The 12,434-nt window shown below is 71.3% G+C and carries 15 protein-coding genes; 4 read left to right on the top strand and 11 right to left on the bottom strand.

Annotated elements, in window-relative coordinates; genetic code table 11:
* The 5 genes from GSF22_RS02160 to GSF22_RS02140 all read right to left on the bottom strand — a co-directional run.
* Positions 1–1,220: hypothetical protein (locus GSF22_RS02160; protein WP_208810996.1), on the bottom strand; the 1,220-nt coding region annotated here is incomplete at its 3' end.
* A 61-nt stretch (positions 1,221–1,281) separates the two neighbouring features.
* Complete coding sequence (locus GSF22_RS02155) at positions 1,282–2,295, bottom strand: hypothetical protein (protein WP_208810995.1); 1,014 nt, start codon at positions 2,293–2,295, stop codon at positions 1,282–1,284.
* The gene (locus GSF22_RS02150; protein ID WP_208810994.1) at positions 2,292–2,903 is read right to left on the bottom strand and encodes a flavoprotein; all 612 of its coding nucleotides are present in this window, start codon (positions 2,901–2,903) and stop codon (positions 2,292–2,294) included. Before GSF22_RS02150 ends, GSF22_RS02155 begins: the two co-directional genes overlap by 4 nt.
* Positions 2,891–3,823 (bottom strand): LLM class flavin-dependent oxidoreductase, encoded by a 933-nt coding sequence (locus GSF22_RS02145; protein WP_307803678.1) that lies wholly within the window; start codon positions 3,821–3,823, stop codon positions 2,891–2,893. Before GSF22_RS02145 ends, GSF22_RS02150 begins: the two co-directional genes overlap by 13 nt.
* Positions 3,820–4,791, bottom strand: coding sequence for a T3SS effector HopA1 family protein (locus tag GSF22_RS02140; protein ID WP_244365825.1), 972 nt, complete (start codon positions 4,789–4,791; stop codon positions 3,820–3,822). The genes GSF22_RS02145 and GSF22_RS02140 overlap by 4 nt, the downstream gene beginning before the upstream one ends.
* Before the next feature lie 151 nt (positions 4,792–4,942).
* Between GSF22_RS02140 and GSF22_RS02135 the strand changes: the two genes are divergently transcribed.
* Entirely contained in the window at positions 4,943–5,077 is a 135-nt protein-coding gene (locus GSF22_RS02135; protein ID WP_208810992.1) for an LxmA leader domain family RiPP, read from the top strand.
* 162 nt (positions 5,078–5,239) lie between these two features.
* Here the strand turns inward: GSF22_RS02135 and lxmK are convergent, their stop codons facing one another.
* Positions 5,240–6,313, bottom strand: coding sequence for a class V lanthionine synthetase subunit LxmK (gene lxmK, locus GSF22_RS02130; protein ID WP_208810991.1), 1,074 nt, complete (start codon positions 6,311–6,313; stop codon positions 5,240–5,242).
* A 163-nt stretch (positions 6,314–6,476) separates the two neighbouring features.
* Here lxmK and GSF22_RS02125 point away from each other — a divergent pair, with 163 nt between their 5' ends.
* Positions 6,477–6,620, top strand: a complete 144-nt coding sequence (locus tag GSF22_RS02125) for an LxmA leader domain family RiPP (RefSeq protein WP_208810990.1) — start codon at positions 6,477–6,479, stop codon at positions 6,618–6,620.
* Positions 6,621–6,705: 85 nt separating this feature from the next.
* Here the strand turns inward: GSF22_RS02125 and GSF22_RS02120 are convergent, their stop codons facing one another.
* Complete coding sequence (locus GSF22_RS02120) at positions 6,706–7,752, bottom strand: aromatic ring-hydroxylating oxygenase subunit alpha (RefSeq protein ID WP_208810989.1); 1,047 nt, start codon at positions 7,750–7,752, stop codon at positions 6,706–6,708.
* A 330-nt stretch (positions 7,753–8,082) separates the two neighbouring features.
* Between GSF22_RS02120 and GSF22_RS02115 the strand changes: the two genes are divergently transcribed.
* Complete coding sequence (locus tag GSF22_RS02115) at positions 8,083–8,490, top strand: PaaI family thioesterase (RefSeq protein WP_208810988.1); 408 nt, start codon at positions 8,083–8,085, stop codon at positions 8,488–8,490.
* A gap of 27 nt (positions 8,491–8,517) precedes the next feature.
* On the opposite strand, the gene GSF22_RS02110 is transcribed toward GSF22_RS02115, so the two are convergent.
* On the bottom strand, positions 8,518–8,964 hold the full coding sequence (locus GSF22_RS02110; RefSeq protein ID WP_208810987.1) for a Pycsar system effector family protein: 447 nt from the start codon (positions 8,962–8,964) through the stop codon (positions 8,518–8,520).
* Positions 8,965–9,151: 187 nt separating this feature from the next.
* Between GSF22_RS02110 and GSF22_RS02105 the strand changes: the two genes are divergently transcribed.
* The gene (locus GSF22_RS02105) at positions 9,152–9,757 is read left to right on the top strand and encodes a DUF4291 domain-containing protein (RefSeq protein WP_208810986.1); all 606 of its coding nucleotides are present in this window, start codon (positions 9,152–9,154) and stop codon (positions 9,755–9,757) included.
* Here the strand turns inward: GSF22_RS02105 and GSF22_RS02100 are convergent.
* The 3 genes from GSF22_RS02100 to GSF22_RS02090 are packed head-to-tail and all read right to left on the bottom strand — an operon-like array spanning position 9,735 to position 12,403.
* On the bottom strand, positions 9,735–10,574 hold the full coding sequence (locus tag GSF22_RS02100) for an ABC transporter permease (protein ID WP_208810985.1): 840 nt from the start codon (positions 10,572–10,574) through the stop codon (positions 9,735–9,737). The genes GSF22_RS02105 and GSF22_RS02100 overlap by 23 nt on opposite strands.
* The gene (locus tag GSF22_RS02095; RefSeq protein WP_208810984.1) at positions 10,571–11,530 is read right to left on the bottom strand and encodes an ATP-binding cassette domain-containing protein; all 960 of its coding nucleotides are present in this window, start codon (positions 11,528–11,530) and stop codon (positions 10,571–10,573) included. Before GSF22_RS02095 ends, GSF22_RS02100 begins: the two co-directional genes overlap by 4 nt.
* 27 nt (positions 11,531–11,557) lie before the next feature.
* The gene (locus GSF22_RS02090) at positions 11,558–12,403 is read right to left on the bottom strand and encodes a DUF4097 family beta strand repeat-containing protein (RefSeq protein ID WP_208810983.1); all 846 of its coding nucleotides are present in this window, start codon (positions 12,401–12,403) and stop codon (positions 11,558–11,560) included.
* Positions 12,404–12,434: the final 31 nt, after the last annotated feature.

Genomic DNA, 12,434 nt, shown 5'->3' with positions numbered 1-12,434 from the left:
GCGAGGACCCCGGTCCGCCCGGTGACCCGGTCGAAGCGCAGCGCACACAGCGGGGTGGTCAGGTCGGTGTACGCGAACGACAGGGTGTCACCGTGCGCGCTCAACCCGCCGACGGTACCCACCCCGGGCAGGTCCACGGCGCCGAGCCGGACACCGGTCCGCCGGTCGTGCAGGGTCAGTTCGCTGGCCCCGTCCCGCCGCCAGGCGACGACGAGGGCGCCGTCCAGCACCGCCACGTCGGCGAGTACGGCGTACGGGTCCTCCGGGACGATTTCCCGCCAGTTGTCGTACCCGGGATCGCGCAGCCCGGTGACGACGACCCGCCCCCGGGGGGCGTCCCGGGCGGTCAGCAGGTAGGCGCGTCCGTCGACACCGACCCGCAGCGAGGTACTGGCCGGTACGCCCTCCTGGACGGGCTGGAACGCGGGGGCGTCCCAGGGGGCGGTGGTCAGGTCGGCCACCCAGAGGTCGTTGCCGGGTTGCCGGCCCCGGGTGGCCGAGACGGTGAGCCAGCCCCGCTCGGACTGCACCCGATAGTGGGTCGCCCTGTCCCGGCCGGCACCGAAGACCAGTACGTCGTCGTCCGCGCTCTTGCCCACGACGTGCAGGTAGATACGCCGGTGGTACTGGGTCTCGTCGGCCGGTACCGCTCCGGGCGGCAGCCGGCGGACGTAGTAGAAGGCGCTGGAGTCGGGTACCCAGGCGATCGTCGAGTTACGGCACCGGTCGATGGGACCGTCGACGGTGCCGCCCGTCGCGACGTCCATGACGTACAGCACCGACTCCTCGGTGCCACCGACCGAGAGCAGGTAGGTGAGCCGGGCGCCGTCCGGGGACACCTGCCAGACGTCGACGACCGTCCGACCGGACGGGTCCAGGGCCACCGGGTCGAGCAGTACCCGCCGGCTGCCGTCGGCCTCCGCCACGTGCAGGACCATGTGCTCCTGGCCGGGTTCCCGACGCATGAAGAACTGCCGGCCGCCGTGGGTGCTGGGCGGGCCGACCATGCCCACCGACTCCAGGGCGGACAGCCGTTCCCGGAAGGCTTCGACGTCGGGCAGCCGGTCGGCGTACGACCGGAACAGGGCCTCCTGGGCGGCGATCCACTCCCGGCTCGCCGGGCTCGTGGCATCCTCCAGCCAGCGGTACGGGTCGGCGACGTGATGGCCGTGCAGCACGTCCACCACGTCGGCGCGGGGCGCCGCCGGATAGCCGGGCATCTCAGGCACCTCCGGCGGACAGCCGGGCATCTCAGGCACCTCCGGCCGATAGCTGGGCATCTCAGGCACCTCCGGGTAGCCGGTCCACGAGGTCGGCGGTGATGTCGAGGTAGTCGAGGAGCTGGTCGTGCCACCCCACGTAGGCGGCGAAGTCGTGGGCGTGGGTCAGCACCCGTGCCGCCGCGAGCACCGCGACGACGTCGGGGTCGACCGGCCGGCCGTACCCCTCGACGAGGGCCCGGTGCAGGTCGTCCAGGTCACCGTCGGGCGCCGCCGGCAGGCCGACGGCGGCGGCGGCCCGCACCTCGTGCAGCTCCGCGACCAGCCATCCGAGGTCCAGCCACCAAGGTCCGCGTGCGAACGCCTCCCCGGTCAACAGCACGCTCCGACCCCGTGACTGCGGGACGATCACGGAGAGGCTGGCCGCGCCGTGCAGGAGGGCGGGCCGGTCGCCGCCCGCCACGGCGGTCAGGGCACGCAGCGCGGCGTCCAGCCGCGCCCAGCGGGCCGCGCCGAGCCGGGGGTACGCCTCCGCGCGCAGCCGTCCGACGGGCGTGGCCGGGTCCGGGTTTCCGGCCAACCAGCGGCCCAGCCGTGCGGGGCCGGGATGCTCGTCGACCACCTGGGCGGGGAGCGGATGGCGGTGCAGGGCGGCGAGGGCGGCGCCCGCCGCGCGCAGCCCGTCGGCGAGCAGCGCGCGCCGGTCCGGCCCGGCCGTCGCCCTGAGGGGGCGGGCCGGCGCGACCCGCGAAGGGTTGTCCGGCTCGGTGTGGTCGGTCGGCACCCGCACGGGATCGGTCGGCACCCGCACGGGGTCGGCCCGGAGCGCCGAGAGCAGCATCGCCGCCGAGAACGGGCCGGCGGTCGGGTAGTGGAAGGCGCGACCGTCCGTCGCGGGGGTGCGGATCGCCGGGTGCAGCCGGCCCACCCGGTCGAGGAGTCCGTCCGGCACCGGGGTCGGCGGCCGGTACGACGGGCCGGGCTCCCGGACCCAGAGGTAGCCGTCCGGGGTGCGCCGTACCGAGATCGCCAGCAACGACGTCGCGAAGCGGTGCAGGGTGGGGGCGGCGGTCATGTCGGCATCAGCGCCCGTCGGCGTTGCTCCAGCAGCCGGACCACCGTGGGCATCGGCGCGGCGACGGACGCGTCGAGGCGTCCGGTGGAGGCACTGAGCCCCCTGTCGGGGGGTGCGATCACGACGTTCGGGCGCTGTTCCAGGGCGGCCCGGTGGCTGCGGTACGCCGGACTCTCCAGTCCGTGTGGCGGCAGGGCCGGGGCCAGCGCGACCGGTGCCGGCGCACACTGGAGGGCGAGCATCGCCGGGGTGTCAGCGAGGCCGAGGGCCAGTCGGGCGAGGAAGTTCAGGCAGGCCGGGTAGACGATGATCGAGTCGGCCCACTCGGCCAACTCGACGTGGGGTGCGCCACCGGTGAGCTGTTCGGGCCACTCGTCCGACATCGCCGGCCGTCCGGTGCACGTGCTCAACGTGCCGAGCGTGACGAACTGCTGGGCGCTGCGGGTCGCCACGGCCTGGACGGTCAGGTCCGGGTACCCGAGGCGGAGCCAGTTGAGCCAGCCCGGCAGGAAGGCGGCGGAGACCGCACCACTGACCACGACGAGGAGCCGCCGGCCGGCGAACTCCGGGAATTCGGGGGTACCGGACACGTTCCCTACGCCTTCCATGCGGTGAGGATCGCCGCGAGATCGTCGACGGCGGCCTGCTCGCCCTCGGCCAGCAGCACCCCGCACGGGTTGAGGACCACCTCGTCGACACCGGCGGCGGCGTACCCGGCCAGCCGCTCGACGATCCCGTCCGGGGTGGCGTACGCGAACAGCCCCGACCCGACCAGCGCCCGCGCACCGCCCTTCGGGTCGGCGGTCGACACGGACAGCCCGGCGCGGCACAGCATGTCGACGTAGTGGGCGGCCCGCAGGTGCTGGCCGGCGGCCAGGTACGCGAGCCGTGCCGGGTTCCGGTCGGGTCTGCCGGTGGCGACGTGCACGACGGTGACGATCCGGGGTACCGGCCGCTCGTCGCCCGCCCCGGCCCGCAGTGCCGGTACGACCACCGTGCGGAGATAGTCCGGTGAGGTCATCCAGGTGACGGCGACGTCCGCGGTGGCCCCCGCCACCCGGGCCATCCCGGGCCGGAGCACACCGGCGCCGACCTCGACCCCGGGGTGCCGCAGCGGGGCGAGTCGCAGGCCGTGCACGGTTTCGTCGCGCAGCAGGCTGCGGATGGTGGTCAGGTACCCGCCGAGGGTCGAGGCCGGCCGGTCGTACGGCCGGCCGGTCAGCGCCCGCACCACGTCGGGGGTCGACGCGCCGAAGCCGGCCACGTAGGGATGGCCGGTCAGCGCGGCCACCGACCTCGCCTGCAACGCCGCCTCGTACGCACCGCGCAGCGGCATCAGGGTCACCGAGGTGCCGACGGGTACCGCCGAGCCGGCGCCGGCCAGGTAGGCGGCCACCTGGTGCGGCTCGGTACGCAGCGACTGGCCCAGCCAGAGCCGGGTCGCGCCGCCCTGGCCGACGAACCGGGCGTACGGCGCGACGGCCGACGGGGACTCGGGCTGGCCGGGGTAGAGGACGGAGACCTTCACGGCCGGTCCGGCCAGGGCAGTCGGGGGGACGTGGTGTTCCGGAACGGGGCTGCGGGGTCCGCGCCGCCCCGGAGGAAGGCGGCTGCGACGGCCTCGGCGAGGGGGATGCCGCGTACCGCGTGGTCGACCACGGCTTCGGCGGTCATCCGGGCCCGGTGTTCCCCGAAGCTCAGCGCCCGCATTCCCGGCCGGCCGTCCGCCGGGTCCCAGGCGACCGCGATCCCCGGGGCGACCCGACGGGCGAACGGGGACGTCTCGTCGACCAGGCCGGGCACGCCGGAGAGCGCCTCGACCAGGTCGTCGAGCACCGGCCAGGCCGGTTGCTCCAGGTAGACGACCATGGCGTCGCGGCGGGGGTACGAGCCGGGGAGCGAGAGGATCTTCGCGCGGTACGGCACCTGTCGGGACTCCAGCACCCCGAGCCCGGCGGCCAGCGCCCCGGGTGCGTGGTCGGCCGTCGCCAGGTGCAGGTAGAGCCGGAGGATCGGCCCGGCGCCGGTGATCGAGCCGGCAGATCCGTCGCACAGGTAGAACCCCGGGGACAGGGTGGGACGGGCCGCGTCGAGGGAGACCGTCGCCGTCCCGTCGTCGTCCCGGGCGCCGACCCGGCCGGCGGGTACCCGCACCCGTACGCCCGACAGTTCGACGACACAGTCGTCGTTCCCGTCCTCGACCACCGGGGCGCGGACGGGGGTACGCCGGTGCGGCAGGGCTGCGGCGAGCCGGCCCTCCAGGGGCAGGTCCCGCAGGGTCGGCCGGATGGAACCGTCGTACGCCCTGCCGACGTGCAGCGCCGAGTAGAGGGCGGCACCGAGCGCGGGGACCAGTGCCCGGGGACCGGCTGCCTCGACCAGTTCGTCGCCGACGTAGACCCGGGCGGCCGACACCACCCCGACCGACGTCAGGGCCGCCAGCAACGTGTCGTCGACCGGCGACTCCGGTACGACGGTGGAACTCTCCGCGACCATCACCCCGGCGACGCTAGGCGCATGATCGTCTCGGGCGAACCGGGCTGGCACCTAGCTGCGAACCGGTGGCCGTCTCGTGCCACCGTCATTGTCCGGTGCCGCAGCCCTCACCACGATGGCGGTCATCCCGATCTGCGGAATGGAGCACCCGATGACCGACGAGATCCTGGTGGACGGATACCAGTCCTACACCGACGCCGAAGAGCTCGATTTCGACGAGAACAGTGACAGCGAGTTCCCGACCACTCCGGTGAGTATCGCCTTCACCTGGGCACTCGGCTGCTGACATAGCGAGTTTCCGGCCCGTTGTCCCGGTGGGACAACGGGCCGTTTCGTCGTGTCCGGGACCGGTCGCGGTCTCGGGTCAGCGGCTGGCGACTGGCGGTCTCGGGTCGGCGGTCTCCGGTCTCCGGTCTCCGGCCGGCGGTCGGCGTCCGCTGCGGCCTCCTCAGTCGGCGAGGCCGAGGGTGCCGATGAACGACGCCGGGCTCAGCAGTGCGGTACGCCCCACTCCCGCCGCCGCCAGGTCCACCGCGCGGAGCCGGGGCCGGGCGCTGGCGGCGGCGAGCAGTCGGTCGAGCAGATGCCATCCGGCGTACGCCGTGGCGCGTTCCGCGAGGGTCGGATCGACCGGTACCCCGCTGTCCCGGTAGCCCGTCCAGAAGCTGGTCACCAGCGGGCGGACCCGCGCGATCTCGGCGGTGCCCCGGGCGACGACCTGATCGTGGGTGAGCCGGCCCTGTTCCCCGAGGTCGGCGTTGACCTGCCGGATCGCGGTGTGCAGCCATTCACCCGCGAACGACCCGACGTCACGTGCCGGGTCGGCCATCCGGAACTCCTCACCGTCAAGCAGGTAGAGCAGGTCACCGTCGCGCAGGAACTGGTCGAACCGCAGGTCACAGTGGCACGGCCGGCCCGGCGAGGAGGTCTGTTCGGCCGCCCTGAGCCGGTCGAGCGCCGCAACGAGCTGGTCGTCCTGCTGGAGGATCCGCCAGAACCTGAGCTCCGGGCCCCGCGCCTGCTGGAACATCGCCAGCGGCATGGCCCGCAGGACCGACGTCGGGGGCAGTGGATGCGACGACCGGTCGAGGGCGTCGCCGCTGCGGTGCAGCTCCCCCACCGCACGTCCGGCCCGGTGGCAGAGGTCCTCGTCGAAGTGTCCGTCGGCGGCCAGTTCGGCGGCGGAGCGTGCGTCTTCGAGCCACTCGAACACGACCAGCCGCCGGTCCGCGTCGGCGCCCAGCAGGGTGGGGAACCGCAGCGCGCCGGAGATGCCGGGGGCCCGCGCGTCGAGGTCGACGATCCGGGCGTACCGGCGCTTCGCGTCGGTCGGGTCGCCGTCGAGTCGTTTGACGAACACGGCTGCGCCCGTGCTCGTGTGCCCCAGCCAGTTGGTGTTCCGGCCGGTGCGGGCGCGTACCCCGTCCGGGTCCAGCTGACCCAGACCGAGTTCGATCAGAAACTCATTCACTTCCGGGAAGTCGGACAGGGACGAGGGGCGCGGCTCCACCTTTGCCAGCATGCCCGGGAACGTATTGCCGGTGACGGGGCACCGCGCATTCGGTGACGCCATCATGCCTACCGTTGTCGCCATCCGGCCATCGCCCTTGTTCCGCTCGACGGCCGGCTCACAGGATCTCCCTGCCCCCGAACCTGGGGCGACAATTCCGAAGAAGGAGATCCCGATGGCTGACGAGCAGCTGATCGACGGCTACCAGGCCTACACCGACGCCGAGGAGCTCACGTTCGACCAGCACGGCGACGAGGAGTCGCCGAGCACCCCGTGGTGCGTGCTGAGCATCGTGGTCACCGTTGCCGGTGGCTGCTGACCTCACCTGATCAGCGCCTGAGGCCCGCTGTCCCCGGTCGGGGAGAGCGGGCCTCACGTGTGTCCGGGCACGGCCGCCGTCCGGATCAGCGCAGGCGGTCGTCGATGCTCTGCTGGAACATGGCGAGCAGCCCCTCCGCGAGACCGAGGGTGTGGAAGTCGTTGGCGCCGTACCGGAGGTTCTCCTGGACGTCCTCGGCGACTGCGAAATCCTCGCCGTCGAACACGACGTCGTTGGTGAAGTCGAAACGTTTGGCGAGTGCGGCCTCGCCCTCCTCCCCCGGGAAGTCGTCCTTCCGGTACAGCATCTCGTGGGTCCAGATCGTGCGGTCCGGTGCCAACGGGTAGAAGATGTTGATCGAGACGTAGTCCGGATGCATGATGAAGAACGTGTTCGGGAACAGCACGTAGTAGACGGACGCGTAATCGAGGATCCGCCACGATTCGGGGTCGGTTTCCAGGATCTCGTCGATGTTCGACCGGGCGGCGGACATTCGGATGTGCGGTCCGTCCTCGAAATGGGCCAGTACGCCTTTCCGAAAAGCCTTCGACAGCGTGGTCCGGTGCAGGTACGGAACGTGGTAACCCTCAAGGTAGGTTTTGATCAGCAACTTCCAGTTGGCGTTCTTGACCACCTTGGTCTTGCGGTACCGCACGAGTTTCTCGATGTCGAATTCCACCAGGTCGTCCAGCATCCTGCCCAGGTACGATCGCAGGTCGAGGGTGCCGTCGGGGTCCGGGTGGATCCAGATCAGCCCGCCCGCCTCCGCGACGGGCAGTTCCTTCAGGCCGTACTCGGCCGCGTCGACCCCCGGGAAGTCCTCCTGCCGGGTGATGGCCCGCAACGAACCGTCCAGGTCGTACACCCAGTTGTGGAACGGGCACACGAATGCCTTGAGCTGCTTCTCGTCGCCCTTGACCAGCCGGGCACCCCGGTGCCGGCACTGGTTGAGAAAGGCCCGCAGTCGGCCCTGCCGGTCGCGGGTCACCACGTAGGGGATGCGGTTCCAGTCGCTCAGCAGGTACGAACCGGGCTCCGGGACGTTCGAGACGTGGCCCGCCACCAGCGGGTGGTCGGTGAACACGCTCGCGAGTTCACGGTCGAGGATGTGCGGGTCGGTATAGTTGCGCACCGGAACCCGGACGACCCTACCGAGCATTTCCTGATCGCGCCCCTGTTCGCGCAGCGCCAGTAGGCCCTTCAGAATGTCTACCTGTTCCTGGTGGTTCATCGGTAATGTTCCTTAGATCCAGTATGGACTGCTCTGCGGACGAAATGCTTTCGGTAACGTGATGGTCGTCGGGCCGGTGGACGAGGTGACAGCAACCGGATCGACCGGTACTCGACAGATCGGTGGACCCTGTTAGAATCCGTGCGGAGAGTAGCAACTTCACTGATTATCGCCGATGTGCACATCCTGTCAACGCGGCCACTGTCAGGCCCGGGACAATCGGAGGAACGGATGGGCCTTGAGCAGTTCGCGCACGACGTGTTCGACGGGCAGCCGTTCAGCCGGTACATCGGCGCCAGGCTCACCAACGTGGGCCCCGACAGCGCGGAACTGACCGTACCCATCACCGACCAACTGAAGCAGCAGCACGGGTACGTCCACGGCGGTGTGATCAGCTATCTCGCCGACAACTCGATCACCTTCGCCGGTGGGCTCGCGCTCGGCGGCAACGCGCTGACCTCCGAGTTCAAAATCAACTACCTGCGGCCGGCCGTCGGGAGCACCCTGGTCGGCCGGTCCGTCGCGACGCACGTCGGAAAGCGCCAGGCGGTCTGCCAGTGCGAGATCTTCGCGGTACAGGACGGCGAGGAGACGCTGTGCGCGATCGCCCAGGGCACGGTGGTCTCCGCCCGGTCGTAGCGGGTCGCCCTCCGGGAACCGCAGTCGTCAGACCAGTGCAGCGGTGACCACCGCGTCGATCAGCGCGAGCCCGAGGAACGCCATGCCCGCCTGGACCCGCCGGTACTTCGCGAGCACCGATCGAGACAGGGTGCACAGCTCGTGCGCGGCACGCTGGGCCTCCTCGGCACCGAGCACCTGGAGCACCTCCGCCGGCTCCTGACCCGCCCAGGCCATGAAACCCCACCCGACACTCAGCCGGGGCCGCATGGCGAGGCCGAGCAGGATCACCCCCAGGAGCAGCGCGGCGATACCCACCCAGGCGGAGACGGTAGCGGCCCCGCCGAGCCGCCCGGAGCCGAGAACCGCGAGACCACCGGAGAGTCCGGCTCCGGCGAAACCCATGAGTGCGGTCGCCTTGTTGTCGACCCGGCCCAGTTCGGCGCGGACCGCGACGAGCGCGGCGTCGACGGGAGTGATGGTCGGCGCGGTCATGCCGGTGGCTCCTCTGTGGTCGTGGACCGGGTCACGGGTTCGATCATCGACCTGAGTGGACGGAACCGCCAGCGGCTGACGCCGACCCGTCAGTGCCGCACCCGGTCACCGCGGTGGGAGAGGTGGGATCCGGTGGGAGATGGAATCTCGTTGGATCACGCGGGGTCCGGTCGGCGAGGATCGGAGGGTGACCGTCCCCGCCCGTCAGGTCCGCGCCCACTACTCGGCCGACACCATCACCGTGTACCAGGCGTACTCACCGCAGATTGCGCGGCCGGCGGTGGCCGCCGGTCGGTTCGTGGCCCCCTTCAAGCGGGACCGGATGACCTGGATCAAGCCTTCGTTCCTGTGGATGATGTACCGCTGCGGCTGGGCGACGAAGCCGGGACAGGAGCACGTGCTGGCGATCGACATCACCCGGGAGGGGTTCGAGTGGGCGCTGGCGCGTGCCTGTCTCAGCCACTACGACCGTGACCTGCACGGCGACAGGGCAACCTGGTCGCGGATGCTGAAGACCAGCCCGGTGCGGGTGCAGTGGGATCCGGAACGGTCACTGCATCTGACGGCGCTGCCGTACCGGTCACTTCAGGTGGGGTTGTCCGGCGAGGCCGTCGACCGGTACGTCGACGACTGGGTGGTCGCCGTCACCGACGTCACGCCCACCGTGCACCGCATCCGGGAACTGCTGCGGGCCGGCGACGGGCAGGCGGCAGCGGGCCACCTGCCCGTCGAGCACGTCTACCCGCTGCCCGCTCCGCTCGCCGCCAGGATCAGCGCGCCGGCTCACGGTTGAACAGTCGCCTCGACCAGAGGTACCCGCCGAGCGCGATGGCCGCACACCAGGCGAGCGAGATCCACGCGTTGTTCCCGATCGGCCCGCCGGTCAGCAGGCCGCGCAGGGTCTCGATGATCGGCGTGAACGGCTGGTACTCGGCGAACCAGCGCAGACCGGCCGGCATCGAGTCGGTGGGGACGAACCCGCTGCCGAGGAAGGGCAGCAGGACGAGCGGCATGGGCAGGTTGCTCGCGGTCTCGACGCTCCCGCTCACCTGACCGAGCGCGACGGACAACCAGACGAGCGCAAAGGTGACCGCCGCCAGGAAACCGGCCGTGGCCAGCCACGCACCCGGCGACGCGGTGGGTCGGAAGCCGACCAGCAGCGCCACGCCGATCACGGCCACCAGGCTGAACACCGCCTGGATCATGCTGCCCAGGACGTGTCCGGTCAGTACCGAGACGCGGGCGATGTTCATCGTCCGGAACCGGCTGATGATGCCCTCGGTCATGTCCATGGCGATCGAGATCGCCGTTCCCTGGACCGTGGCCGTCACGGTCATCAGGATGATCGCGGGCGTCACGTAGTTGGCGTACGCCGCGCGCCCGCCGGCCGCGCCGACCTGCGCCGCCCCGCTGAGCCCGGCGCCGAGCGTGCCGCCGAGTACGTAGACGAACAGCAGCAGGAAGACGACCGGCATCCCGACGAGCGTCACGGTCATCGACGGGTACCGCAGCATGCGCCTGAGGTTGCGGCGCAGCATCGTCGCCGAGTCGCGTAGCGGATGGAGGCGGAGACCTGCCGGCGTCGCGCCGGTGAGGGCCGGGGTGCTCATCGGGTGGTGACCTTCCCGTCGGAGGAGTCGCCGGTGAGGGCGAGGAAGACGTCGTCGAGATCGGGGGTGTGCACGGACAGTTCGTCGACCTCGACGGCCCCGTCGTCGAGCCGGCCGATCAGGGTCCGGAGCGAGCGCAGGCTGCCGTCGCTGGGTACCCGCAGGGCGAGCGCGTCGTGGTCGGGCGTGGCCTGCCCCAGCACCCGTACGGCCGCGTCGAGGCCCTGCGGGTCGGCGAACCGCAGGCGGACGTGCCCGCCGGGAATGCGGCGCTTCAGTTCCTCCGCCGTTCCCTCGGCGACCACCCGGCCATGGTCGAGGACCGCGATCCGGTCCGCCAGTTCGTCGGCTTCCTCCAGGTACTGGGTGGTCAGGAAGATGGTGACGCCACCGGCCACCAGGTCCCGGACCAGCTGCCACATGTTCCGCCGGCTGCGCGGGTCCAGCCCGGTGGTCGGCTCGTCGAGGAAGATCACTTGCGGGCTGCCGACCAGGGTCATCGCCAGGTCGAGCCGCCGCCGCATGCCCCCGGAGTAGGTCGATGCCGGCTTCCGGGCCGCCTCGGTCAGGTCGAACTCCTCAAGCAGTCGGGCGGTACGCCGCCGGCCCTCGCGCCGGCCGAGGTGGTGCAGATCCGCCATCAGCAGCAGGTTCTCCTCGCCGGTGAGCAGGTTGTCCAGCGCCGAGAACTGGCCGGTGACACCGATCGCGGCCCGTACCGCGTCCGGTTCGCGGGCGAGGTCGTGCCCGGCGACCCGGACCTCACCGGCGTCGGCTGCCACCAGGGTGGACAGAATCCGGACCGTGGTGGTCTTCCCCGCGCCGTTCGCGCCGAGCAGCGAGAAGACCGTTCCCCGGGGCACGTGCAGATCGAGACCGTCGAGTACGACGTGGTCGCCGAACGACTTCCGTAGCCCGGTCACGGCAATCGCCGGCCGGGATTGCGTGCTGGTCATGGCTTCCCTTCTCCGTTGCGGAGTGGATCAGGATCGACGGATGGTGATGTCGCCGTAGGAGGTACGGCCACATACCTCGACGGTCTCGCTGGTCCCGTCGGGGCGGGCAGCGTTCTCCATCAGGTTGCGTACCTGCCCGAATCCGGTGTTCACCTCCAGCCAGGCGGCGGTGCCCTCGGCGATGCCGATCTCCAGGTCGCCCATCGAGGTGCCGAGCACGACCGAGCCACGGGTCACCTCGCCGAGGTGGATGCTGCCGCTGGACGTCTTCGCGTCGACACCGGCGCCGGCCCGCTCGACCCGGATGTCGCCGCTGGCCGCGCGTACCCGCACGTCGCCGGTGACCGAGTCGATCGAGGTCTCGCCGTTGGAGTTCCTGACCACCGCGGCGCCCTCGACCTCGCCGATCTGGATCTTGCCGGTGCCGGTGGAGATCTCGGCGTTGCCGGCGACGCTGTCGGCGGTGACGTGGCCGGCCCCGGTGGACAGGCGCAGCGGGCCCGTCCGTTCGAGCCAGACGTTGCCGGCGGAGGTCCTCAGCCGGCACGCGCCGAGCCGACCGGTACAGCGGACGTCGCCCACCTGCATCTGGGCGGAGACCTGGGAGCCGCTGGGCAGTTCGATCGACACGTCGACCGACCTGGTCCTGCGGGAGAAGTCGAGGGCGCGCGCCTTCGGGCCGGTGACCCGGAGTGTGCCGTTGGTGTAGTCGACCCGTACCTGCTGAGCGGCTTTCACGTCGGACTCGTCCGCTGGATCGCTCGGACGGACCTCGACGACGGTGGCGGTCCGGTCGCTCCCGGTGATCCGCACGTCGCCGACGCGGAGTTCGAGGATGACGGAGATCGGCTCGGGCGTCTCGAATTTTGGCATGGTTGTCCCCACATCATGGGTAGGTGAGCCG

Source organism: Micromonospora echinofusca (assembly GCF_017614955.1).
Taxonomy (GTDB): Bacteria; Actinomycetota; Actinomycetes; order Mycobacteriales; family Micromonosporaceae; genus Micromonospora; species Micromonospora echinofusca_A.
The sequence above is the reverse complement of the archived record's forward strand: the minus strand, read 5'-3'. Positions and strand labels throughout refer to the sequence as shown.

Coding starts and splice junctions, on each gene's coding strand:
- lxmK (WP_208810991.1), bottom strand. CDS start 6,313: ATGCTGGCAAAGGTGGAGCCGCGCCCCTCGTCCCTGTCCGACTTCCCG.
- GSF22_RS02140 (WP_244365825.1), bottom strand. CDS start 4,791: ATGGTCGCGGAGAGTTCCACCGTCGTACCGGAGTCGCCGGTCGACGAC.
- GSF22_RS02135 (WP_208810992.1), top strand. CDS start 4,943: ATGACCGACGAGATCCTGGTGGACGGATACCAGTCCTACACCGACGCC.
- GSF22_RS02090 (WP_208810983.1), bottom strand. CDS start 12,403: ATGCCAAAATTCGAGACGCCCGAGCCGATCTCCGTCATCCTCGAACTC.
- GSF22_RS02110 (WP_208810987.1), bottom strand. CDS start 8,964: ATGACCGCGCCGACCATCACTCCCGTCGACGCCGCGCTCGTCGCGGTC.
- GSF22_RS02125 (WP_208810990.1), top strand. CDS start 6,477: ATGGCTGACGAGCAGCTGATCGACGGCTACCAGGCCTACACCGACGCC.
- GSF22_RS02115 (WP_208810988.1), top strand. CDS start 8,083: ATGGGCCTTGAGCAGTTCGCGCACGACGTGTTCGACGGGCAGCCGTTC.
- GSF22_RS02100 (WP_208810985.1), bottom strand. CDS start 10,574: ATGAGCACCCCGGCCCTCACCGGCGCGACGCCGGCAGGTCTCCGCCTC.
- GSF22_RS02150 (WP_208810994.1), bottom strand. CDS start 2,903: ATGGAAGGCGTAGGGAACGTGTCCGGTACCCCCGAATTCCCGGAGTTC.
- GSF22_RS02095 (WP_208810984.1), bottom strand. CDS start 11,530: ATGACCAGCACGCAATCCCGGCCGGCGATTGCCGTGACCGGGCTACGG.
- GSF22_RS02155 (WP_208810995.1), bottom strand. CDS start 2,295: ATGACCGCCGCCCCCACCCTGCACCGCTTCGCGACGTCGTTGCTGGCG.